Genomic DNA, 24,165 nt, shown 5'->3' with positions numbered 1-24,165 from the left:
AAGTAGGAATTGTCTGGAATATACTTTGATATATATGGTCTAGCATCTTATGAAGAAAACAGCCCAGTCATCGACTGGGCTGTTTTTTCTGGCTTAACTAGCCATTTTCATTCTGAGCCATAAACCCGGCGGGGTGCTAAAGCCTGTGGTGACTGAAGATACTTCACCGTCTTTAATGATGAAAACTGAAGGAACTGCTGAAATTCCCCACTGTTGCATCAAACTACCACGGTTATCATTGATGGTGGTAAAGCCATATTCATGGTGACCGAGGTAAGCGTTCAGGCGGCGGTTATCGCCAGATTTCACCGCGATAGAGACCACATCGAAGCTGTCATCCAGCCAATTTATCGTTGGGCTGACAAAGCGGCAGACACTGCACCAGGTTCCCCAAAAATAGACTAAGACCGGTTTTTCATGGCTACGAGTGATAAGATCGATATGTTCACCTGTGGTTGACTTGGCGACCAAGGGCGGAATTTCGTCTTGTGGCATGCTCTGGCTACGCCAAACATCCAACCCCGTCGAAACAGCAATGAGTACAAGGCCCATTAGCAGCGCTTCTCTTATCCACTTTATCAGCCTCGAGGGTTTAGCTTTATCTGACTCATCAGTTGATTTCGATGCCATCACTCAACTCCTTTGCCGCTGGCGGCTTCAATCGCCTTGATAACATCGTTACTGGTCAGGATAACCGGTAGGGCAATGCCCGTGGGGGCATTTGGCCCATAAACGATGTTGAATGGCACACCAAAGCGACCATTGGAGCGCAGGTAGCCGGTGACATAGTCAGAAGGCTTGGTCCAATCCCCTTTCATCAGCACCATATGGTCTTGCTCGAGGGCTGAGTAAACCGGATCTTGAAGCAGTACACTGACCTTGTTGACCTTACAGGTAATACACCAGTCTGCGGTCACATCGACAAACACAGTCTTGCCATGGCTGACTTGTTGTTGGATAGCATCGATATTGAGCGGTTGCCATGCATGCTCTTTTGGCAGAGGTGTCGCCCAATTATCGGCAGTCATGCTGCCTGCGATCAAACCACCACCAGAGCCGACAATGATGAAAGCCATCGCCAGAATGACCGGCTTGCGGCCTTTGACCTTACCTAGGCGCCACAGCAATACCACAACCATTAATACGCCAATTAGAATGACTGCAGCGGTTGAGAAGAAGCTGGTCATCAAGCTCAGTAGCCATAAGCTGGTAGCCAGCATCATCAAACCGAATAAGCTTTTAACTTTGTCCATCCACATGCCTGGTTTCGGCAGTAGATTAGCTAGGCGTGGGAACAGGGCAATCAGTAGCCAAGGTGCAGCCATGCCTATCGCCAGGGCTGTAAAGATTGCAACTAGGGTAACGACATCAGCACCGAGTGCGAAAGCGACGGCGGTGCCAAGGAAAGGGGCGCTGCAGGGGGTTGCCAGCAAGGTAGCGAACATACCTTGTACAAAGTGACCAACATAAGAGTCATCACCTTTAGTCGCCATCCATGTATTGGCGCCGCTTGATAGGCGAATTTCAAACAAACCAAGCATGTTAGCGGCGAACAGGGCGGTGATGATCACCATAGCGCCAATGAAATAAGGGCTTTGGAACTGCACACCCCAGCCAAGAGCTTGCCCTGAAAGCTTAAGTGCAATCAGGAAGCCTGCCAATAGCCAGAAAGAGGTCAGGATACCGGCTGCAGATGACAGGAATTGCATGCGGATTTGGCGTTTTTCCAATCCTTCAGCCGCAATCACACTGCTTAACTTCATACCCAATACCGGTAGCACACAAGGCATGATGTTTAGAATCAAACCACCAAGCAGGGCTATACCGATGATTTCGAGTAAGTTATTGCTACTTGCTGTAATGGTAACGGGAATATCATTGGCAACACCTTTGGTTTCAACTGAAAAGTCGGTGTCACTGATGGTGATATTAAGCGTTTCCCCAAGCAGTTTCGGCTCACCGAACCAACTGCTGACTTTCATCTGTGCAGTAAGCGTGTTGCCGTCCACATTGACTTTGGGTTTTAGGAAAGACGCATCTTGAACGTTCTGTGATTCGCCATCAATGAACACGTCTGGCTGGTTCCAACCAAGTGTATTGCTGGCGACGACAGACAATACTTTCTTATTCTTGTCCCAAGAAAGGGCCTTGATTTCGACGCTTGGTTGCTCTGTCGGTACGTGGCTCATTCCTTGGTTGTACAAATGCATTGCCTGCTCAGAAGCAGTCAAATTGGCCGGGTTAAAATCGAGTGAGATTTCGTAATCAGTCAGTACACAAATATTGGTACACGAAGACATAGTCAGGACGCCCGAGAGAAATACAGGCTTGGACATGTCTTTGATGTGGATAGTCATCGGGAAGATGATAGTGTGCTTGTAACCTAGTGTTTCAACCCCCAAAAACTCATAACGCTTGGGCATCGGCCAATGCCAGTCAACGTTTTCGAGATTGTTGGAAAGCGACCAGTCAATAGATGGCGCAACGCCACCTTCGCCCGGGCTGCGCCAGTAGGTTTTCCAATCTGTGTCGAGCTTCACTTCTAACAGGGCTTCGACTGTCTTGTTTTGTGGGTCTTGTTGGCCTGTCAGCATATAGCGAAGTTGGACAGGTGGGTGGTCAGGGATTTGTAACCAGCCGGTAGAATACTCAACCGCAGAAGCCGAGAATGAGAAAAGGCTACCCAGCAAAATAAGCAGGGAGGTCAGGACGGAAAATCGTTTAAAAATCATATTTTTCAATGTAATAACTCCAAGAATAACTAAAGCAAACTCAAGCAAGGCTTGATAGAAAAAGGCTTAGGTTTATTCTCGGAACACACACAACGTTAGATGACGTCGCCGTGTGGGAGCAATAGGTTCAGTGAATACTGGTGTAGCTTTGGTGAAGGCAGCATAGATTAACAGTGCCAGTACTATGACAAACAGGCTTACAATGGCATGATCAACCGAGTGTTGATGCATCTGAAGTAAATGGTCTGCAAGCGAGCAGTGACCCTGTTCAGATGAGTCAGTACTGGAGTTGTCTGTTACCGTGAGTTGAGCAACAGTTTGTTTAGCTTGAGTGCCTTCATGGGTTGATGATGAGTTCAAGGTGCACGCCGATGCAAAGCCGAAATTTTGCCCGGAACAGACAAAAATGACGGCCATTACTAACAGCAGGGTATATCTCGCTGTTTGGCTTCGGTTTACCGCTTTGCTCATTAACTCTCTCAGTAACTATTTGATTTATTGCAATGACATTCAGACCGTACGCGGAAAAAAAAGTTTCACTGTAAGTTGGCTGACGGTCATTTTCTATTTTTTCCTTCTATACCGCAACTGATGTGCAAGGCGAATATGTAAATAGGCGTTGTTTGCATGCTATAAATTAGTGAAATAAAGAAAGCCCTCATGAGCTGAGCACATGAGGGCTTCGTATTTCGGCTGTGCCGTAAAGCACGAAATCAGATTAACGCTTGTTTTTTAGGTAGCGCTTGCGGCGTTCTTCTTTCTTCTTCGCTTTTTGCTCTGCTTTCTGCTCAGCTTCGATTGCTACGTTGATCAGCTCCTGAGTGATCATCTCAGGGCGTTCCATGGTGATTTGGCCTAGTGTACCGTTACGCAGCTCATTGATTAGGATCTCGGACGCTTTGTGCAGATCAACACGGCCACCGGCTTTCAGGCAGCCACGTTTTCGACCAATGGCTTCCATTAGCTCGATTTCAGTTTCTGGAACTTCATCTTCGTCAAGATCGTAACGGGCCTTGATAAGGTTAGGGTATGCCTTGATTAGGTACTCGATGGTAAAGAAGGCCACATCGATGTAGTCCATGGCCGTGTCTTTAACCGCCCCTGTCGCGGCCAAGCGGAAACCACTGTGCGGGTTTTCTACTTTGGGCCACAGGATCCCCGGTGTGTCAGAAAGCACGATACCGTTTTGTAGGTTGATGCGCTGCTGCTGGCGGGTAACCGCTGGCTGGTTACCGGTGACAGCAACAGTACGGCCAGCAAGGGTATTGATGATGGTAGATTTACCAACATTTGGAATACCCATGATCATGGTACGAATGTTCTTGCCCATTTCTTCACGGTTTGGCGCTAGCTTGCGGCAAAGATCCATGATCTTATTAACTTCGTTGACATTCTCTGTGGTGATCGCAAGAGCCTTAACACCTTGTTCTTGTTCAAGGTGCTCAATCCAAAGCTGGGTCATTTCAGGATCAGCAAGGTCACGCTTGTTCAAAACCTTAACAACAGGCTTGTTGGTCTTCTCACGGAATGTTTTGATCAATGGGTTTTCACTACTGAAAGGGATGCGTGCATCAAGCACTTCGATGATCACATCGACTTTAGGTAGAACTTCTTCGATCTCTTTACGAGCCTTGTGCATGTGGCCCGGAAACCACTGGATTGTGTTACTCATTGACTGTTAACTCTTATTTGCTCGAAAATCAACGTTTAGTATCGTCGTAGATACAAGGTTGATGTTTCGAAATCAGTCTCCGAAGATAAATCAGTACCGAATCGGTGATTTTCGAGCCGATTAGAGATATCAGGGTGACTATTGACTGTTAGTTGTCGTGAAGTTTAACGTAACTGGCGAAATACATAAATGTTTTCGGCGGCGCATTACTCGATAGTTACCAGTAATAGGCTGGTGTGTCCAAGGAAGGAGCAAGGGATGAGGCTAGTCAGCTTTAGTCAGGAAGATATGGATGTGTTGCTTAATTGGGTTCATTCCCCAGAGCTTAATCACCTCTGGAGTGGTGATCGGTTCACATTCCCACTCGATAAATACCAACTTTCAAATCACCTTATCTGTGAAGAAGTCACCCCTATGATACTGCATGAAAATGGGCAACGGTTCGGATACATAGAGCTATTCCGAGAGTCAGCGACGACTTATCGGTTATGCCGTGTCCTAATTGGTGAACCATCAAGCCGGGGTAAAGGCCATGGGCGGAGGATGGTTGAACTTGCAATAGAGCATGCACGAACCCAGTTAAACGCTGAGAATCTCAAGCTCACTGTGTTTGAGCATAATCGTCAAGCAAGAAGATGTTATGAGTCGCTAGGATTTGAGGTTTATGAGCGAAAGCCGGGGTTTGTGGCTGCAAACGGGGAAAGTTGGACTGCACTCTATATGAAGAAAGTGTTGACTGCATAAACCGGACTTGAATCTGGAATGAATCTTTTGAGCTAGAATGAGCCTTCAGGCTCAGTGAGTTGCGTCAAAAACCAAACATGACCTAAGAAACCTCATTGAACAAGGTTCCTTATCTGTCTTGCCTCAAGGCCGCGAAAAGTTATTTGGCTCAGATTTATTGCGGCTTTGCTTGGCTGTCACGCTTTGACGACTTATGCCAGTTGTCAATTTCACCGTTTTCTTGCATATCGTGCAGGGCTTCAATAAGTGCTCTGTCTTGCTCGGCGAAATAGAGATCTTCTTCGGCTTTACCCCTCAATCTCATCTTTTGTGTGAAGTCCATAATCCTTCCCCCTCCAATGATGATTTTCACTTTAAGTGTAGTCATAGTATTGAAGCGCTTGGGGTTAAGTGACAGAAGTTTGATCTGGGTCGAGTAAGATAATTGGGTGTGGGAAGCTTGTCGCAAAATAAGCCAAGACCGCAAAAGCAGCCTTGGCACAGAATGACAATTTGGTTTGATATTATGGCTTAATATTCTGATTATGATGAAACAGGTTATCAGGATCGTATTGGCGCTTGAGCTCAACCAGTCGTTGATAATTACTGTCATAGGCAGCGGTTACTCGCCCGCCTTCTTCTTCAGTCATGAAGTTCACATAAGCGCCCGCAGATGCATATGGCGTGGTGGCTTTGAAGAAATCTCTTGCCCAGCTTATAGCGACTTCATCTTCGGCAGGCGTTTCCCAACGGGCATGGACATTGAGCACGAACTTCGCATCACGACTGCTGTAGGCCATGGCATCAGAAGCGACCTGATTGGCAGCCCCTGCCAACTGGCCGATAAATATTTCGCAGTGCGGTGAGGGCAAGTTACCCGCGTAATGCAGTAAGAGATCCAAGGCCTCGTAATGCAGCTCGGTGAAATTGTGTGACTTCCAATAGTTACGCATGCCTTCGGTGAGTAAGGGATCGAAGGCTTGTTGCCACGCCGTGTAAGGCTGGGCACCTATATGCTCGCCATGAGGAGTACCAAACTGACGCAGGGGATCAATTAAGCTTTCACCCACCGCTAAATCACCTTCATAGAATATTGCCAAAACAATGACTTCCTTGCCATGCACCGCTTCAGGCAAAAACGGTAGTGGTGGTGCTTGGCGCATGACGACCCAGACGTTAAGGTCAGCAGGGGCGGTTTGAGTGAACGTCCGATATTGCTCTAGCACTTGTTTAGCTTGCTCGAACGGGAAAACAATGAGGCCGGCCAGTACTTCAGGGCCAACAGAGTGAAGCTGGAATTCAAATTCAGTGACAATACCAAAATTGCCGCCGCCGCCTCGAATAGCCCAGAACAGATCACTGTTTTCAGAGGCTGATGCCGAAAGTTGGCGACCATCGGCGGTCACGACTTGGGCGGAGACTAAGTTATCGATAGTCATACCGTATTTGCGGGTGAGCCAGCCAAAACCGCCACCCAGTGTTAGCCCAGAAATACCGGTGGTGGAGTTTATGCCGACAGGGGTGGCGAGCCCGTGTTGCTGGGTTGCGGCATCAATATCTGCCAATGTGGCACCGGGTTGGACAAGTGCCCGTTTGGTTCCAGGATTTACAGTCACATTTTTCATACTGGACAGATCAATCATTAGTCCGCTATCACATATCGCATTACCGGCGATGTTATGACCAGCCCCGCGGACGGTGATATCTAGGTTATTCGTTTTGGCGTAATTGAGAGCAACAAGCACATCTGAAGCGTTGCTACACTGAGCGATAACTGCTGGCCGTTTATCTATCATCGCATTCCATATTTGCCGTACGTCATCGTAATCATTGTCATCAGGTCCGATGATTCTTCCTTGAAACTGATTGCCGAGAGCTTCTTGGTGGGAGTTCATAATGTCAGCTTATATGGCATAGCCATAGGTGGTGGTATTAGACATTACTGTAGACGTGTGCGGACATTTTTCCAGTTCGAAAAAGCATGAAAAAGTCCATTCATTAGCATGAACTAGTTATATGTGTTGTAAAAGCTGATTTTATACTGGTTTTCAGGTTAATAGTTTGTGTTTCCTTCTGGTTAGTCATCATCACCTGTTAGATTTTGAACGTTTGCTCAAAAATATATTGAGCGGTCGTTCAAAAGGCTCTATAGTTAAATCAATCAGTCGAAGTACCAGTATGGGTACAAGGAATAACTATGGTTTGCCGATATTTGCAGTGGCTAAACTTTATTCATCAGGAGAGTCATCAATGCTTAAGTTTTATTTTCATCAAACCCCAAACCCAATGAAGGTTGCCCTATTTCTTGCTGAAACAGATCTACCTTATGAACTGGTTGCGGTAGATACGCTAAAAGGGGAACAGCACACTGCGGAGTTCCGCGCGATCAACCCAAATGGCAAGCTCCCAGCGATTGTCGATGAAGGTACCCGCGTATTCGACTCTAATGCCATCTTGTTATACCTATCAGAAAAAACAGGGTTGTTGGCAGGTAAGGCAGAAGACCGAGCAGAATTGCTGTCCTGGATGATGTTTATTGCCTCAGGGCTAGGGCCGTTTTCCGGGCAATGTGTACATTTTAACCGTATGGCACCAGAGCAAATCCCCTACGCGCAAAATCGTTACTTACGAGAAGCACAACGTCACTATGAAGTGCTAGATGGTCATCTGGAAGGGCGTGAATACATTGTCAGTGATGAGTTCACGATTGCAGATGTGGCTGCATGGGGCTGGATTGATAAAGCCCAGGTTGTTTTAGGCGAAGAGGGGCTTGCCCCATATCCTAATCTAAAGCGTTGGTTTGATAACGTGAATAGCCGCCCGGCAGTGGCTGTTGCTCGCAACATAGACAAAGATATCGAGTTTAAATCAACGGTGGATGATGAAAGCCGTCGTGCGCTGTTTCCATCAAACTATCCGAAGCAAAATCGTGGACAATAAGTAGGTGAGGTTGTTGAAAAAAATATTGCTTTAGAATAATTCGGAATCAAGAATTAAAAAGGCCACTGATCTGAAGTGGCCTTTGATATCTATGCTTCGTAAAAGAGATTAATTCTTTAATACGGACTCTTTACTCTTTACCGAATACGTTATTTTCTTGCTCTTGTACGCGGATGAACGTCGTGCGCTTAGTCAGCTCTTTCAGCTTCGCGGCACCGACGTAGGTGCAGGTTGATCGCACGCCACCCATGATGTCCTGGATAGTGTTCTCAACCGGACCACGGAATGGCAGAAGAACGGTTTTACCTTCAGCAGCACGGTACTTAGCCACACCGCCAGAGTGCTTGTCCATCGCACTCTGAGAAGACATGCCGTAGAACTTCATGAAAGTCTTACCGTCTTGCTCGACGATTTCACCGTTGCTCTCTTCGTGTCCAGCCAGCATACCCCCTAGCATTACGAAGTCAGCACCGCCACCAAAAGCTTTGGCAACATCACCAGCACAAGCACAACCGCCGTCACCGATGATACGACCGCCTAGGCCGTGAGCTGCGTCAGCACACTCGATGATGGCAGAAAGCTGAGGGTAGCCCACACCGGTCTTAACACGGGTAGTACATACAGAGCCAGGGCCGATACCGACTTTAACGATGTCAGCACCTGCGAGGATAAGCTCTTCAACCATGTCGCCTGTAACAACGTTACCAGCGCTGATAACCTTATTAGGGAATTCAGCACGAACCTTCTGTACGTATTCTACCAAGTGCTCAGAGTAGCCGTTGGCAATATCGATACAGATGAAGATAAGGTCGTCAGACAGTTCCATGATGTCTTTGGTTTTCTGGAAGTCTGCTTCAGAGGTACCAGTAGAAACCATTGCGTTGTTCAGCACGCTTGCGTCGTTGTTTTTAACGAACTCAGCCCAGTCAGCAACAGTGTAGTGTTTGTGGACTGCCGTCATTACGCCGTGCTTGGCAAGGGCAGCCGTCATTTCGAAGCTACCTACAGAATCCATATTGGCAGCAATAATAGGTACACCAGACCATTGACGACCGCTATGCTTGAATGTAAAATCGCGGGTTAATTCAACTTGAGAACGGCTTTTTAGGGTTGAACGTTTTGGACGAAACAGTACATCTTTAAAACCCAGTTTCAAGTCTTGTTCGATACGCATTGGTCATTCCTTATCTTATCGAATTTTGCATCATGGCTTGGTGCTATTGGCAGATAGCAATCAGGTTCACCATGTTGCAGGCACAAAAAAACCGGAGCGTTGGCAGACGCTCCGGTTTTCAGCATTATAGGCTGAGAAAGTTTTTTAACAAGTCTAATAATATAAATTTTTTTGTGTTACCTTTACGAAGATAGCACCTCGATTCTTGCCTGCTACCTTCGAAAATTCACTTTAATTTATTATCAAGCTACTGATTATAAATCAGAAACCCTCAAGTACGATTTTGCCCAGCGCCTTTTGTGACTCCAACAACTCATGCGCTTTTTTCAAATTATCTGCGCAAATCTTACCACCTTGATGGGCAACTGTTGATTTTATGTCCCCGTTATCGACCATTTTTGCAACATTGTTGAGCAGGTGATGCTGTTCAATCATGTCTTCTGTGCCAAATAATGAGCGGGTATACATAAATTCCCAATGCAATGAAATGCTTTTACGCTTGAGCTGAAGAATGTCAAATGATGCCGGATCATCAATTAGGCCAAACTTCCCCTGTGGTTTGATGGATGCAACAATCTCGCTTAGGTGATCATCCGAATTAGTAAGTCCTACAACGTAATCCACTTCACCAAGACCTTTATCAGTCAGTTGCTTGCTCAGCGATTCGCGGTGGTTGATCACATGATCAGCCCCTAGATCCTCAAGCCATGATTGGGTTTCTGGGCGGGAGGCGGTACCGATAACAGTTAGGTTAGTCAGTTTCTTCGCCAACTGAACCATAATGGAGCCCACACCACCTGCTGCGCCGATGATCAGTAGCTTCTTATTATTCTCTTTTTCGACCTGTAATCGGTCAAACAGTAATTCCCATGCAGTGATGGTCGTTAGTGGTAAGGCTGCAGCTTCATCAAAGCCAAGGCTTTCAGGCATATGGCCGACAATCTTCTCATCAACGAGCTGGAATTCGGCGTTTGAGCCAGAACGGGTCAGATCACCGGCATACCAAACTTTGTCGCCAGGCTTGAACAAAGTCACGTCGGGGCCAACGGCTTTGACGATACCTGCAGCATCCCAACCGAGAACTTTGTATTCCCCATGCTCAGGCGCTGCACGCATGCGGATTTTAGTATCTACCGGGTTCACCGAGATGGCTTTAACTTCAACCAAGATGTCAGTGCCAGTCGCAACTGGCACTGGCAGGGTAATATCAACCAGGGATTGAGGTTCAGTAATAGGTAGTGATTGCTGATAGCCGACCGCTTTCATGGTGTTCTCCTTTAGCTTCCCTTACAAAAGGGTAGGTGCTTTATCAAATTTATGGTTGCAGTTTATTTGACAATGAAATTTTGAAAAACCAATATTGGTTTAAATTACTTTCAAATAATTTTTGAAGATAAAGGCTCTCGGTGAAAGCACTCAACGATCTCAAGATTTTTATAGAAACGGCAAAACAGCACAGTCTTTCTGCTGCAGCCAGAAACATGGATATTACCCCCGCGGCGGCCAGTGCTGCCCTCAAAAGGCTAGAAGCAGAGGTCGGCACCTTACTGTTTATTCGCTCAACCCGAAATATCAGGCTTACCCAGCAAGGGGAGCAATTTCTGAATTACTGCGAGCAGGCCGTTGGCTTGATGGCCGAGGCGTGTAGTACGATTTCAGAAGGTCAGGCGGAGTTTCAGGGGGTGATTAAACTCTCCATGCCATCAGATTGCGGTCGAAATATATTACTGGGATGGATCGATGAGTTCATGGCGCTGCATCCAAAGTTGGAAGTTAGAGTGCAGTTGAGTGATGGCTTGGCAGATATGTATACCCAGCCTGTCGATGTTGCACTTCGCTATGGCGAGCCAAGTGACTCTTCGTTGGTCGCTTTGCCGATTGCAGGGGGAAATACTCGCGTCTTGTGCGCATCGCCTGACTATTTGGCGGAACACGGTTCGCCAGTGACACCCGAAGATTTGGTGACGCACAATTGCTTATGCTTTGCTTTGGGCGATAGCCTGTATAACCGTTGGCGTTTCTTCCACGATAGCCAGGAGGTGACAGTGGTTGTGAAGGGGAATCGCTATGCTAATGACGGTGAGGCGGTAAGGCGCTGGGCCCTTGCAGGGAAGGGGGTTGCTTACAAGTCTTTATTGGATGCCAAAGAAGACATGCTTGCAGGGCGATTGCAGGAGATTAATATTGGCAGGGAGCCAGAGTCTGCTCCTTTGTATCTGGTTTGTGCGAGTAGAAGGGTCATTAACCCTCAGGTTCAGGCGTTGAAAGAGTTTTTAGCAGATAAAGCAGAAAATTATCTTGCTGCTACGTCGCTTTCTGAACTCAGATAGACGTTTTCATAAAAAAGACCGCATAGGTGGTCTTTTTGCTAGACAGTGGCTCCCTGTTCCTTCAATTGCCCCTAATATCTCGTAATACTCATGCCGGTGACACACAATATATGCTGATGTCGCTCTGAATACAGGATTGAATTTAAGGTTATGATTATATTGAAGTTTATACTTCGATTGTATTGCCCTCAATTAATTCTTCAATGAGAAGAAAGTGATTAAATGAGTATTTCATTCCGTAGTGGTAAGTAATATTTTACTTCTTGATTAACAATTAAATCGTTGAAGTTATGAGGTCGCACGGAGTTATTGGCTCTACCAAAGTGCTATTGTAATTAGTGGTGATCACGTCATTGATTCAATGAACCAATCTTAAGAGAAAAAGCAATGAAAGGAAGCTTTTACGTACGTATCATTTTCCTCCTACTTGTCCCCTTGTTGCTAGCAGGATGTTTGAAAGACTCACCCAGCCAAGCTTTAGGCACTCTTGAACGTGACAGGGTGACTTTTAGTGCGACAGCCAATGAAATCATTCGGGAGCTTCCCATCAAAGAGGGCAGTACGGTACAGCAAGGGGATGTGCTGGTAAGGCTTGATAGTAAGAATCAGCAAGCGGTACTGGCGCATGCCGTCGCTGAGCAATCTAAAGCAGAAGCCTATTTGCTCAGGCTCACAAACGGGGAAAGGCCGGAAGATATTGCCGCGGCACAGGCCAAAGTCGCTAGAGCGCAGGCACAGCTAACAGAGGCCGATAAGAACTATCGTCGTAAGGCCGAATTGGTCAATAGAAGACTGATCAGTCAATCAGAGCAAGACAGTGCGCTCGCAGCAAGGGATTCAGCCAAAGCTGAGTTGGACTCAGCCAACGAGGAGTTCAGTAAGCTTACTGCAGGCTCAAGACCTGAAGACATTGATCAAGCTAAAGCTGAATTGTCCGCCGCCACAGCCGATGTGGCTTTGGAGCAACAAAGGCTTGATGAGTTGACGATTGTCGCTACCCGAGATGGCATCTTGGATAACCTGCCATATAACCTTGGTGAGCGGGTGCCTGTTAATGGTGTAGTAGCTGTTGTTCAGGCAAATCGTGTTCCTTATGCAAGGGTCTATGTACCCGCCAGCCATCGGGTCGATTTCGTCCCAGGGCGAAAAGTCCCTGTATATGTCGATGGAGTAAAGCAACCTTTTGAAGGAACTGTCCGGTGGGTATCGTCTGAATCTGCATTTACTCCTTATTATGCACTGACAGAAGATGAACGCTCGCGTTTGATGTATCTCGCCGAAGTTGACTTACCAGGTAGTGCTGAACAGCTACCTTCAGGATTACCTGCCCAAGTGGAATTGGCTGGGGAATGATCATGACGGAATACGCGATCCAAGCCCAAAATGTAAAGAAAGCGTTTGGTGATTTCACTGCTATCGACAACATTAACCTCAATGTGCCTAAAGGTAGTATCTACGGGTTTTTAGGGCCTAACGGCTGCGGCAAATCGACCACCATCCGTGTACTTACGGGTTTGTTGAGCCCAACGGAAGGTGAGGTTTCCGTACTGGGTTTAACTATCCCGCAGGAGTCAGAAAAGCTGAGGCTCAAAATAGGCTACATGACCCAGAAGTTCTCCCTTTACGATGACCTTAGCGTGGAAGAAAACTTGGAGTTTATTGGTCAGATTTTCGGGATGGGGAAAAAGGAATTAGCGCAAAGAGTAGACGAGCAGTTAGCTACCTATGGCTTAGATCAGCGGCGAAAGCAGCGGGTTTCCGGGATGAGTGGCGGTCAAAAGCAGCGCTTGTCGTTGGCGGCTGCAACTATGCATAAACCGGAATTACTGTTTCTCGATGAGCCGACATCGGCGGTGGATCCTGAAAACCGTCGAGAGTTTTGGGAGCAGCTTTTTGATCTTTGCGATCAGGGCACCACGATTTTGGTGACAACCCACTATATGGATGAAGCAGAGCGTTGCCACCGGCTAGCGATCATGGATGCCGGGATGATCCGGGCTGATGGCGAGCCAGAAACCCTAATGGAAGAGATGGGTGTAAAAGTTGTCGAGATCAAGGCAGAGCACTTGCGCGCGCTAAAAGAACAACTATTGAAAAAATATGAAGTCCGCTCGGCGGCGCAACTCGGCATTCGTTTACGGGTGCTAATACGGCAACATATCGATGATCCTATCGCCTGGTTGAAGGGGACTTTCCCTCAATTGACCAACAGCGAGATGAACATTGCCCGGCCCAGCCTTGAAGATGTCTTCGTGACAGTGACTGGGGAGGGCAGGCAATGAATGCGCTCAAACGTATGAAAGCGGTGATGGTGAAAGAGATCCGCCAGTTATCACGCGACCGTATTACCTTTGGCATGGTGGTGATGATCCCGTTGATCCAGTTGCTGCTGTTTGGCTTTGCTATAAACACTGACGTTCGCAATATCCCTGTCGCAATCGTGGACCAGAGCAATAGTGTCGCAGGGCGCATGATTGTCGAATCAGTTAAGGTGACTCAGGTTATTGAGATAAAGAGGCAGTATTCATCACCGCAAGAAGCCGAACTCGCGATTCAACAAGGTGAGGTGAGGGCTGCGCTGATTCTGCCAAGTGATTTAACCCAAAGAGCGATGCAGGGTCGAGAGCTAGGCCAATGGATCGTCGATGGTTCGGATACTATGATCAGTGCAGCAATCCTTGGCTTACAAACCATGCCGCTGACGGATTTGGACATCGAAATTCGCCCGCCAATAGAAAAAACCTTTGAGGTAGCGTTGTATTTCAACCCCACCCAGCGCTCGGCGGTGAATATTATTCCCGGTCTTTTGGGGGTGATTTTAACTATGACGATGATCTTGTTTACCAGCGCCGCGATAGTGAGGGAGCGTGAGCGCGGAAATCTCGAACTGTTGATCACCACACCAATTCACTCGTTTGAATTGATGGTCGCCAAGATAGTCCCCTATATCTTTGTCGGCTTGATTCAGGTTTTTATCATCCTCGGGCTGGGGCATTTTATTTTTGATGTGCCGATCAATGGAGCGATCAGCCAGATCTTGTTTGGTACCTTGTTGTTTATCTCTGCCAGTTTGACCTTGGGCCTGGTGATCTCGACGATCGCCTCTACCCAGCTCCAAGCGATGCAAATGACAGTGTTCATTTTGCTGCCATCGATTTTGCTCTCCGGTTTTATGTTTCCCTACGAAGCCATGCCTGTCGCAGCGCAGTGGATATCAGAAGTACTGCCAGCGACACACTTTATGCGCTTGATCAGAGGGGTTGTACTGCGTGGGGCTGATTTGCTTGGGTTATGGAAAGATACGCTATGGCTAGCAGGTTTTACAGTGTTCGGCCTGCTGGTGGCTTCCAAGCGGTTCAAAAAATCGTTGGATTGATTGTATTAGCTGTTCGGTATACGGCGAACATGAAAAAGGCCACTTCACCGATGAAGTGGCCTTTTAATTACTTTTGATTTCGCTTACTTAGCGAACTGCATCAATGCTTGCTTGACGTCGTCTGAAGCGAAAGAGTGCTTAACACTCATCTGGTAGATTTGATAGTAATCTTCTTCACTTAGACCGAACTGCTCTACCACCTTGCGAACTTCATCAGTCATTGTAGTGTTTGAAACTGTTCGGTTGTCAGTGTTGATCGTCACTGGCACGCCATCTTTGTAAAACGCTTTGATTGGATGCTGCGATAGTTCTGGGATTGCTTTCGTTTGAACATTGCTGCTTGGGCAAGTTTCAAGCGCGACGTCTTCATCTTTCACTAGGTTGTAAGCTTGTTCATGATCTTTAATCGCTACACCATGACCAATGCGCTCAGCACCTAGGATAGAAATAGCTTCATAGACATTTTGGCCGCAGCCTTGTTCGCCAGCATGAATAGTGACTCTGTAGCCTTTGTCTTTTGCATCCTGTGCGAAAGTGGCATAGTCATGGCTGAAACCATCAAGCTCACTACCAGCAAGATCAAAGGCAACAACACCTTGGTTCAGTAGGCCAACACCTGCATCAATAACCTGTGGGATGGTATCAGAAGGCAGGAACTTCACCATCGAAAGGATGTAGTTACCTCTGATGTCATAGAGTGCTTCTGCTTTTTTCATGCCCTTAACTGCGCTGGCAATGATTTCTTCATACGTCAGGCCGTTTTGAATGTGAAGTTGTGGCGCAAAGCGAACTTCCAAGTACTTTACATTTTCTTTGGCGGCGTCTTCAAACAGCTCAAAAGAAATACGCTCCAAGCTTTCAGCTGTCTGCATCACAGATACCGGCAGGTCAAAGCGGCTGAGGTATTCTGGCAGGTTAGGGCAAGTTTCTGGGGCAACCATCAAAGCGTTGATTTCATCAACATCATAGCTAGGTAGCGTGATGTTTTGCTGTTTGGCCAGATCGATAACAGTCTGTGGTCTGACACTGCCATCTAGGTGGCAATGAAGATCAATTTTCGGAAGATCGAAGTAATTCATTCGTGTTGTCCCAACAATGTATAATCCGGGAAAACGCAGTGTTTCCCAAATTGCGGTTGATTATTGTGAGTATAGATAGTTAGCATTTTGCTTCCTAAGCTTATGAACTGTAGCTTATAGAATCGCTTGGGGACACTAGCACGACAATTGTCCGGGTGTGGCAAAAATAATTTTATATTTTGATAGGTTGGACACAGTTTACATAAAATGAATATGTCTGAAATTTTGAGCAAAGGGCCAGAAAGGTTTCGCCAGTTAATTGCCAATGAGAACTTTCGGCGCATTACCCGGCATAAGGGCGACTATATCGTCAGGCAAGGACACGAAATCACCGAAGTCTATTGGTCTGCTGCCGCCCAATTTATGTTGTTGCATACAGCTCTTAATGGTAAGACGCTTAGCCTAGGTGACTACTACCTCGAAGATAACTTCTTTGGAGAGATCGAGTTTTTCTCGGGTAATCGTTGTTCATTCGATGTGGTGGCAACCGCGACGACAGAGCTTGTTGTGATCCCCAAAGAGCGTTTCGCCGAGATCCTGCTTGAAGACGCGTCAATTTCTTTTTGGATGAATCACCGCATGGCCAATATGTATCAATCGTCAATGAACATTGCCATTGAACGCTCCTTGTATCCGCTGAAGTTCAACATTGTTAAAGATATCGTAGACAGGTGTACGACTGACGTTCGTTCTTTAAAACATGATTATATGTATCAGGAAGCGCAGCGCTTTGGTTGTACTGATAGAGCCTATACCCGGATCATTCATGAACTGATTAAAGAAGGTCTTGTGAAGAAAGGGGAGAGTAACTCTACGATTGTCCCTGTAGACCTCGATGGATTGGTTGAATATCTGAATCAGTGTCAGCAATAATTTCAAAGGCCACTATGATGTGGCATTTGGGTACAGCATTTAGCTAAGCTGAATCGAAATGTATACGATGTTTGCTATTCGCTTAGGGATTCATCATCTCGGTGCCAGTTATCAAGCTCTCCGTTCTGACGTTTTTCTCGGATAGCTTCAATCAGTGCTCTTTCTTCACGGGCAAAGTAATCATCTTCGACAGCTTTACCTCTTGATCTGAGTTTGTCTGCTAAGTCCATATCTGCCTCCGCATAACTTGTTCACGTTATAACTACCCATGTTTACGATGTACACACTTGTTCAGATTGGTTCGGGGGGCTTGTTTGGGGACAAAGAGTGTAAGGAGATATGTATTTGAGAGTGGCTGGTGGCATGAAAAGGATAAAAAAGGCCCCTCACGGAGCCTTAATCAATTATGGTGCCTTTATCCATTAGATCATGTTAGCTATTAGGCTTCAGCCAAGGTGGCATCTTGCTCTTGTTCGGCGTCTGCTTTTATCAGCATTACACGGATCATGCGCGAGGCAAGCAGGGCAACTGCAACCATCACGACTGCAAGCATCGTCAATAGGCTGAAGTAGTCACCGTAAACGGTTTTTACGATTTCCTGGGTGATTTCCTGACCTTTTTCCAGAGCAATCGATGTTGAGAATACCGCACCGACAATACCACTTAGGGCAATAGCCACGGAGAACAGGCTGACTGAGAAGTTCTCAATGTGCTTAGGTGCTACCGATAGGATGAAGGCAACCACCAAGCTACCAACGATCACTTCTGCCAGTGCCTGGAAGAAGTGGATAGCCAAGAACACTTCAGGGCGGATAATGACATTTTCGCCGATGTTGTAGATCGCCATGGTGAGAATACCAAAGGCAATAGCGGTCAATACGAAGGAGAAGCTTACTTTTGTTGCGGTAGAGAAATTGATATTGCGCTTCTCCAGTGAAGAGAACCCCCACGATACCAAAGGACCACCGACAATACACCATAGTGGGTTCATCGCCATTGAGGCTTCCGGTGCGATTGGGATGATACCAAACAGATCACCACGCATAGTGTTGATAGTCACCATGGTCATTGAAGTCATCATCTGACCGTAGTAGACGAAAAACGCCGTGGTCAATGCGGTGATGATCAAGATAGTTCCCATTTTCAAAGAGTCAGAGCGGTTAGCTTTCATCATCAACCATATAAAGTAGCTGATAGCCGCTGCACCAATCGCGTATACGATGTTCTTGCCGATATCCATGTTGGAGAACATGAAGAAAACAAGGCCGATCATCGAAGCCGAAATGGCAATAAAGGCCAACCAGTTTTTCGCACCAGCAGGCTTGTTATCCATGTCAGTAGCAACAGAAAGAAGAGGCTTACGCGAAACGAACAGGATAATAAATGCTAGCGTCGCCATAGCCGCGGAAAGGGCAAAACTACCATGGAAGCCAAGGATCAATACGAGCATCGGGAAGAAGTACTGTCCCAGTAGTGCACCAACGTTGTTGACCGAGTAGTTAACCGGGTAAGCATTCTCAAAGTGTTCTTCAGATTGGAAGGTACGCTTGTAAAGGCTTGGGTAAGAAGGTGACATTAGACCACGGGAATAACTGGCAAGCGCAATACCAATCAAACTCATTGGCACATTTAGTGTCGATGCACCCATCACAAGCAGGGCATAGCCAATGGCAAAACCGAAATAGCTAATAGTGAGTGAACGGTAAGCCCCGAGAAATTTATCAGCAATAAAACCGCCTGCAATGGCAAACAACGGGCCTATTGATGAGAAAGCACCCACGACCATCATGGTGTCGGCTTCACTGTAGTTAAGGTTTTCTAGGAAAAAGCGGGTGAGGATAACCATCACACCGTAGAAAGATAGGCCAAACATCATTTGGCAAACCATCATCGACTTATTGAGTCTATTCCACATAATACATCTCTATGTTTTTGGATTAAGTGTTTGAGGCACACCTGGCTAAATGTAACCAAATGTAAATTGGTGGGGATGTTATCACTTCTTCCCCTTGTGTACGCTGAATAATGTGCTTTTAGTGACCAAGTGAACATTAGATATATTTATCAATAAGGTTAATAATTTTTATGTAGAGGTTTTTGTCAGTTAATGGAAATTGCTGATATAAATGGATTTAATATGTTTTTCAATAGCTTGCAGAGCAAGTTTTAAGATCTGGTCAGATCTGTTTATTAATATCAATAGTAATGACTTTCATTTGTATGTTGATATTGCTTCTGAAATACGGCTTGAAGACAATGTAAAGGAGTGGCCCTTTTGTGAGAGCTTAGAGCGGTGGACTTTTAACCATTGCTCTAAATAAGGCGTTTATCGATGCATTAAATGAGCGCTCGTAGATTGGGCTAAATGATGAATCTGGTTAAATTAAATGCGTCGAAAATTGTACAGTTATGTCAAAATTGACGGTTTTGATCGGTAATCTCTTCCATTATTCTCCAATCCTTGCATAATTCACTTGATAGGCTGGTTAAGTGGATTAATTGACTTTGTTTAGCAAAAGAAAAACAAAAAATACTTTTCCTTTGGATTTCTACGGCGAGGATGGGAGCTGGCGATTTATCATTCGTGCAGATCGGCCGTCAGAAATTGTGGATGCGATGTACTGGCGTGCTTATATCTCTTGCCATCGAAAAGAATTCGATTTGTTACATATCGCAACGGGAAAGTTTAACTACAAGTATAACTATTCCTCTTATGATTCGTCTGAGCTGCATTATGCATCGGGCACTGATGCAATGAGGGTAAATATGATGGGCCCTATTGTTCCGATTTCTGCCATCCTTGAAAAGGTGAAGGAAAGAACAGACAAGGCGACGACCTAACATCGACCAGAGATTAACGTTAAAAAGGGCCCGAAGGCCCTTTTCTACATTTGATGATGTTTTCTAAAGTTCAGTATTCGCTGCGGCCTTCTTTTTCTTCTCGATTCGAGCCAGCCAGATAAGCGGTAGTACAATCATGGCGGTGCCAAGGATCATGGCAATATCAGGGGTTTCTCCAAACCAGACTAAGCCAACCCCTACAGCGCCGAGTAGGCCGCTGTATTCGGCGCTGGCTATCTTATTACTTTCTGCTGAGCGATAGGCAATTACACAGATAGCGGCATAGATTAAGATGAAGCTACTAGAACCAGCCGCAGTGATGAGTGGTGCCCAATCCCACTCGCGTCCTTCCCATAGCGCCAAACCCAATGAAGCTGGAATACCTGCCAGGTTGGTCAACAACAAAGTTTGTGCCACCGTCTGGTGCTTGGGCAATTTGCGGATCAATAGGTTGTTGCTAGCAATTGTCAGGGCAACAACCAATGCAGCGATAGCCGCCCAGTCAATTTCTGTCGGCCGAATGATCACCAATACGCCAATAAAGCCAAGCACTCCAGCGGCGATGGAGTAACGGGTAAGTTGCTCTTTGAAGAATACCAATGCAAGCGGCAACATCATTAAAGGTGCGGCGTAGAAGATGGCATTGGCCGTTGCCAGTGGCATAGCATTGATAGCAAATACCATAAAGATAGCCCCAAGCAACCAGATATGGGCTCGCAAGGCATGCCATTTCAGTCCGTCGCTAAAGCTCTTTTTACTGACGCCATAACAAAAGGGCAATAATATCAATACCGCTGTTAATTGCCTGAAAAAGACAAATTGAAAAACTGCTGTATCTTCGCCCAAGGTTTTAATTAAGGCATCAGAAAAAACCGCAATAAGGTTGCCGACAATGAGTAAACTCATTGCCATTCCAACAGATATTGAAGGCATGACTAAGCTCCTGTCATTGACTGACACGCATTCCGTGTTCGTACAAAAAGAAGTGAAGATTTGTGATTGGGTAAGCTTAATCTATAAATAACCTTCATATATAATGATAAATATTCACTAAGTATGAGCCAATCTAATAATGAAACTGCCACCTTTACGTGCTGTTCAGTGTTTCGAATCTGTTGCTCGCTTAAATAGTTTTTCGCTTGCCGCAAAATCACTGAATGTGACACAAAGTGCGATTAGCCATCAGGTGCGACTGTTGGAAGAATACTTAGGTGAAACCTTATTCGTGCGGCAGGGCCGGCGCTTGTCTTTGACCCCTATGGGAGAGAAGTATTACGAGGAGATCTCCCATTCGTTGCAGAATATTGCGCAGGCCAGCCAGCAGATCCGGGAAGGGGAAAGCGGGAAGATTCGACTCGCGATGTACAGTTCACTGGCGGTGAAATGGTTGGTGCCAAGGCTGGAAAATTTGCGCCAGCAACACCCTGAAATTGATTTATCACTTGCGATGTTTGCTGATGAGCCTGAGTTTAGTGATCAGGTGGCAGATTGCTTCATTACGGCTCATCCTCCCAAGAAAAACTATGTCAGCGACTTTTTATATAAAGAGTTGCTGTACCCGTTTTGCAGTCAAAAACTGTGGCAACAGATCCAAGAAAAGCCATTGCCAGAAGCTCTATGGGAGCACCCTTTGCTGTCAGTGCATTCAATCTTTAAAGATGGCAATCAGGCGAAAGACTGGCAAACCTGGTGCCAGAGAGGTGGGTTCGATTTACCCGAAGATGTGAAGGTCAGCCATTTTAGCCATATGGTACTTGCCGCCGAAGCGGTAAAGTATCATCAGGGTATTGCGTTTTTGAATGATTACTTCCTCAATGATCACGACCACCAACAGAACCTTGTCCGCATACCGATGCATGAGCTGCCGACCGGTGACAATCTCTATTTTGTCTACAAGCAATCGAGAGCTAAGCAATTTGAAATCAAAACACTCGGCCAATGGCTCAAGCTGCAATGTTTCGAACATGACGGCGACAACTGATCGCCATTAATCTCCATGGTATTATTAGTGTTATTCATGGAATTTACTGTTCGTACCACGTAGAATACCGCCCTTTTGCATTGGGTATTGGCAAAAGGGTAATGTCGAAATGAGTGACCAATTTGAGCTGTTAGCACCGGGCGGCGATTTAGAATCAATAAAAGCCGCTATTATTGCAGGCGCTGATGCAGTGTATTGCGGACTGGATAACTTTAATGCGCGTAACCGGGCGACAAACCTTACTTTCGAAAACCTCAGTGGTGTGGTTCGACTTGCTCATCAGCACCAATGCAAGATCTTCCTGACGCTCAATGTCATCATCCTCGAAAGCGAAGTACCAGCGCTGATCCGATTGCTGAATAAACTGGTCAATACCGATATTGATGGCGTGATTGTTCAGGACATCGGTCTTTTCTCTATTTTGAAGACGCATTTCCCTACTTTGGATGTGCATGCTTCAACGCAGCTTAATACCCACAATGAAGGGCAGATCCTTTTTCTCAAGCAATTGACGGCTTCGCGTGTGAACCTATCACGTGAGCTGAATATACAAGAGATCAAGCACCTGGCGCAGTTTGGTCATCAGCATGACGTCCTGATGGAAGTCTTTGTCCATGGCTCTTACTGTATCGGCTTCTCTGGTCTTTGCTATATCAGCTCGGTGAGAAATGGTAGCTCAGGTAACCGGGGGCGTTGTAGCCAGCCTTGTCGTGAACAGTACCAAACAACCGACGCAGGCAAAGATTATCCGCTCAACCTGAAGGATAACTCAGCCTATTCTGATATGGCGGCTCTGGCTGACGCGGGTGTGTATTCCTTGAAAGTCGAAGGGCGGATCAAGAAGTCCCACTATGTCTATACGGTGGTAGATTCCTGGCGCAAGCAAATCGATAGCTACTGCAGTAAGGGAGAGATGCTGACGGACACCAGCCGGCTTTACACGGTATTTAACCGTGATTTTTCCAATGCATTCCTGAAAGGCGATATCAATAAAAACATGTTTATTGATAACCCAAGGGATCATGCTGCGACCCACTTCTCGAATGTCTACAGCTGCACCAGCATGGATGATGTTAAAGCGGTAAAGAAAAAGCTCTATGACACCAAAACAGACATTATTCATGAAGTAGAACGCGTCACTAAAGACTTGTGTGTTGAGAAATTGCCGCTTGATGTCAAACTGATTGCGGTTGAAGGTCAACCGCTGAAGGTCGAACTGCGCACTCTTCATGGTTTGGTTGAGCTGCAGTCAGAGTCAAACTTGGTGGCGTCAGGCAAATACACCCTCGATAGCGAAGGGGTAGCCAAGTGGGTCAACAGCTTTGCCAATGCAGATTACCAGATCAATGAGATTGACCTGAGTGCATTAGCAAGCGGTCTGTACATTCCTTACAAAGAGCAAACTGTAATTAAAGAGCAGGTGGCAGTTGTCCTCAATGGAAACAAGCCGCTTGTTGCACCAGTTGAGTTGGATAAACCTCAACAGAGCGCAAATACCGCTTCTGGCCATGAAGTAGGCCAACAACCTCACCTTTACACACTGATTTCATCGCAAAGCGATTTACTATTGCTGGATCAGCCAAACACAACCGTCTACTTCCAGTTGCCTGAAGCGTTGGCGAGTGACTTACCGAGGATGGTTGCGCTATTTAAAGACAATGACCAATTGGTGCCTTGGTTCCCGGCTATCTTAATTGGGGAAAACTACGAGGCGGCTGTCAGTTTCCTTGAGCAGGTGAAACCAAGCCGTATTGTGACTAACAATAGTGGGGTGGGCTACGCTGCTTATCAGCAGGGCGTTGATTGGGTTGCCGGTCCACAGATGAACATTAACAACTCGTACAGTCTGGCTTGCTTGAAAGAGGAGTTTAACTGTGTGGGGGCGTTTGTCTCTAACGAGATCAACAAAAAGCAGATCAAACCACTGGTCAAGCCGGATAACTTCGAGCTGTACTACAGCATCTACCACCCAATCACCTTGTTGACCAGCCGACAGTGCCTGTTCCACCAAACTGTAGGCTGTAAGAAGAAGCGGTTCGATGACAAGTGCCTGCGTAAATGTGATAAGTCGGCGTCTATCCTAAGCCTCAAGCATGCTTCTTATGTAGTGGATAAACAGCGCGGTGCCCATAACGCCTTATACAGCCAAGAGAATTACCTGAACTTGGATGTACTTCGGGATCACTCTGGCCTATTTGATGGCTATATGGTGGATCTGCGTGATATTAAAACCCATACCCAGATGGCGTTGGAAAAACCTGAATTGCTTGATGCTTTCCGAGAGCTGCTCAATGGTGATGTTGCGCCGACAGCACTTCATGCCATGCTTGCCCCAACGACGATGGCGCAATACAAAAAAGGCTTGTAGGACAATCACTCCCTCGCTCGCAAAAGCATGAAAAAAGCCCGACTTTATCAACATAAAGTCGGGCTTTTATTTGCGT

22 protein-coding genes are annotated in these 24,165 nt (G+C 46.4%); 10 read left to right on the top strand and 12 right to left on the bottom strand.

Annotated elements, in window-relative coordinates:
- Positions 1-93 precede the first annotated feature (93 nt).
- From R2X38_RS14640 to ylqF, 4 genes are all read right to left on the bottom strand, one after another.
- Positions 94-630: a protein disulfide oxidoreductase gene (locus R2X38_RS14640; RefSeq protein WP_317523034.1), complete on the bottom strand. Its 537-nt coding sequence runs from the start codon at positions 628-630 to the stop codon at positions 94-96.
- The gene (locus tag R2X38_RS14635) at positions 630-2,732 is read right to left on the bottom strand and encodes a protein-disulfide reductase DsbD family protein (RefSeq protein ID WP_317523260.1); all 2,103 of its coding nucleotides are present in this window, start codon (positions 2,730-2,732) and stop codon (positions 630-632) included. The genes R2X38_RS14640 and R2X38_RS14635 overlap by 1 nt, the downstream gene beginning before the upstream one ends.
- A 72-nt stretch (positions 2,733-2,804) precedes the next feature.
- Positions 2,805-3,203, bottom strand: coding sequence for a hypothetical protein (locus tag R2X38_RS14630; protein WP_317523033.1), 399 nt, complete (start codon positions 3,201-3,203; stop codon positions 2,805-2,807).
- A gap of 247 nt (positions 3,204-3,450) precedes the next feature.
- Positions 3,451-4,404: a ribosome biogenesis GTPase YlqF gene (ylqF, locus tag R2X38_RS14625; RefSeq protein WP_317523032.1), complete on the bottom strand. Its 954-nt coding sequence runs from the start codon at positions 4,402-4,404 to the stop codon at positions 3,451-3,453.
- A 258-nt stretch (positions 4,405-4,662) separates the two neighbouring features.
- On the opposite strand from ylqF, the gene R2X38_RS14620 reads away from it, so the two are divergent.
- A complete protein-coding gene (locus tag R2X38_RS14620) occupies positions 4,663-5,148 on the top strand; it encodes a GNAT family N-acetyltransferase (protein WP_317523031.1) in 486 nt (161 codons plus the stop codon).
- Between the two features lie 154 nt (positions 5,149-5,302).
- On the opposite strand, the gene R2X38_RS14615 is transcribed toward R2X38_RS14620, so the two are convergent.
- Both R2X38_RS14615 and R2X38_RS14610 read right to left on the bottom strand, forming a co-directional pair.
- Positions 5,303-5,470: a hypothetical protein gene (locus tag R2X38_RS14615; protein WP_317523030.1), complete on the bottom strand. Its 168-nt coding sequence runs from the start codon at positions 5,468-5,470 to the stop codon at positions 5,303-5,305.
- 181 nt (positions 5,471-5,651) lie between these two features.
- Positions 5,652-7,022, bottom strand: a complete 1,371-nt coding sequence (locus tag R2X38_RS14610) for an FAD-binding oxidoreductase (RefSeq protein ID WP_317523029.1) — start codon at positions 7,020-7,022, stop codon at positions 5,652-5,654.
- Between the two features lie 355 nt (positions 7,023-7,377).
- Between R2X38_RS14610 and R2X38_RS14605 the strand changes: the two genes are divergently transcribed.
- Positions 7,378-8,067: a glutathione S-transferase family protein gene (locus tag R2X38_RS14605; protein WP_317523028.1), complete on the top strand. Its 690-nt coding sequence runs from the start codon at positions 7,378-7,380 to the stop codon at positions 8,065-8,067.
- A 130-nt stretch (positions 8,068-8,197) separates the two neighbouring features.
- Here the strand turns inward: R2X38_RS14605 and R2X38_RS14600 are convergent, their stop codons facing one another.
- Positions 8,198-9,241, bottom strand: a complete 1,044-nt coding sequence (locus R2X38_RS14600) for a GMP reductase (RefSeq protein WP_317523027.1) — start codon at positions 9,239-9,241, stop codon at positions 8,198-8,200.
- 261 nt (positions 9,242-9,502) lie between these two features.
- Positions 9,503-10,507 (bottom strand): zinc-binding alcohol dehydrogenase family protein, encoded by a 1,005-nt coding sequence (locus R2X38_RS14595; RefSeq protein WP_317523026.1) that lies wholly within the window; start codon positions 10,505-10,507, stop codon positions 9,503-9,505.
- 140 nt (positions 10,508-10,647) lie between these two features.
- Here R2X38_RS14595 and R2X38_RS14590 point away from each other — a divergent pair, with 140 nt between their 5' ends.
- The 4 genes from R2X38_RS14590 (at position 10,648) to R2X38_RS14575 (ending at position 14,947) form a co-directional block, all read left to right on the top strand.
- Positions 10,648-11,571: a LysR family transcriptional regulator gene (locus tag R2X38_RS14590; RefSeq protein WP_317523025.1), complete on the top strand. Its 924-nt coding sequence runs from the start codon at positions 10,648-10,650 to the stop codon at positions 11,569-11,571.
- A 387-nt stretch (positions 11,572-11,958) separates the two neighbouring features.
- On the top strand, positions 11,959-12,924 hold the full coding sequence (locus R2X38_RS14585; protein ID WP_317523024.1) for an HlyD family secretion protein: 966 nt from the start codon (positions 11,959-11,961) through the stop codon (positions 12,922-12,924).
- A 2-nt stretch (positions 12,925-12,926) separates the two neighbouring features.
- Positions 12,927-13,853, top strand: coding sequence for an ABC transporter ATP-binding protein (locus R2X38_RS14580; RefSeq protein ID WP_317523023.1), 927 nt, complete (start codon positions 12,927-12,929; stop codon positions 13,851-13,853).
- Positions 13,850-14,947, top strand: a complete 1,098-nt coding sequence (locus R2X38_RS14575; RefSeq protein WP_317523022.1) for an ABC transporter permease — start codon at positions 13,850-13,852, stop codon at positions 14,945-14,947. Before R2X38_RS14580 ends, R2X38_RS14575 begins: the two co-directional genes overlap by 4 nt.
- An 83-nt stretch (positions 14,948-15,030) precedes the next feature.
- Here R2X38_RS14575 and add read toward each other — a convergent pair whose 3' ends face one another.
- A complete protein-coding gene (gene add, locus R2X38_RS14570; RefSeq protein ID WP_317523021.1) occupies positions 15,031-16,026 on the bottom strand; it encodes an adenosine deaminase in 996 nt (331 codons plus the stop codon).
- Between the two features lie 213 nt (positions 16,027-16,239).
- Here add and R2X38_RS14565 point away from each other — a divergent pair, with 213 nt between their 5' ends.
- Positions 16,240-16,899, top strand: coding sequence for a Crp/Fnr family transcriptional regulator (locus R2X38_RS14565; protein WP_317523020.1), 660 nt, complete (start codon positions 16,240-16,242; stop codon positions 16,897-16,899).
- A gap of 74 nt (positions 16,900-16,973) precedes the next feature.
- On the opposite strand, the gene R2X38_RS14560 is transcribed toward R2X38_RS14565, so the two are convergent.
- Together R2X38_RS14560 and R2X38_RS14555 are read right to left on the bottom strand one after the other, a co-directional pair.
- Positions 16,974-17,129 carry a hypothetical protein gene (locus R2X38_RS14560; RefSeq protein WP_317523019.1) on the bottom strand — a complete coding sequence of 52 codons (156 nt, stop codon included), beginning with the start codon at positions 17,127-17,129 and terminating at the stop codon, positions 16,974-16,976.
- A gap of 209 nt (positions 17,130-17,338) precedes the next feature.
- Positions 17,339-18,814, bottom strand: coding sequence for a peptide MFS transporter (locus tag R2X38_RS14555; RefSeq protein WP_317523016.1), 1,476 nt, complete (start codon positions 18,812-18,814; stop codon positions 17,339-17,341).
- A 584-nt stretch (positions 18,815-19,398) separates the two neighbouring features.
- Between R2X38_RS14555 and R2X38_RS14550 the strand changes: the two genes are divergently transcribed.
- Positions 19,399-19,740: a hypothetical protein gene (locus R2X38_RS14550; protein ID WP_317523014.1), complete on the top strand. Its 342-nt coding sequence runs from the start codon at positions 19,399-19,401 to the stop codon at positions 19,738-19,740.
- Positions 19,741-19,803: 63 nt separating this feature from the next.
- Here the strand turns inward: R2X38_RS14550 and R2X38_RS14545 are convergent, their stop codons facing one another.
- On the bottom strand, positions 19,804-20,673 hold the full coding sequence (locus R2X38_RS14545) for a DMT family transporter (protein WP_317523012.1): 870 nt from the start codon (positions 20,671-20,673) through the stop codon (positions 19,804-19,806).
- 139 nt (positions 20,674-20,812) lie between these two features.
- On the opposite strand from R2X38_RS14545, the gene R2X38_RS14540 reads away from it, so the two are divergent.
- Positions 20,813-21,721 (top strand): LysR substrate-binding domain-containing protein, encoded by a 909-nt coding sequence (locus R2X38_RS14540; protein WP_317523011.1) that lies wholly within the window; start codon positions 20,813-20,815, stop codon positions 21,719-21,721.
- A gap of 109 nt (positions 21,722-21,830) precedes the next feature.
- The gene (locus tag R2X38_RS14535; protein WP_317523010.1) at positions 21,831-24,089 is read left to right on the top strand and encodes a peptidase U32 family protein; all 2,259 of its coding nucleotides are present in this window, start codon (positions 21,831-21,833) and stop codon (positions 24,087-24,089) included.
- Positions 24,090-24,165 lie beyond the last annotated feature (76 nt).

The organism is Photobacterium rosenbergii, from assembly GCF_033022775.1.
In the GTDB taxonomy this organism is placed as follows: Bacteria; Pseudomonadota; Gammaproteobacteria; order Enterobacterales; family Vibrionaceae; genus Photobacterium; species Photobacterium rosenbergii_A.
The sequence above is the reverse complement of the archived record's forward strand: the minus strand, read 5'-3'. Positions and strand labels throughout refer to the sequence as shown.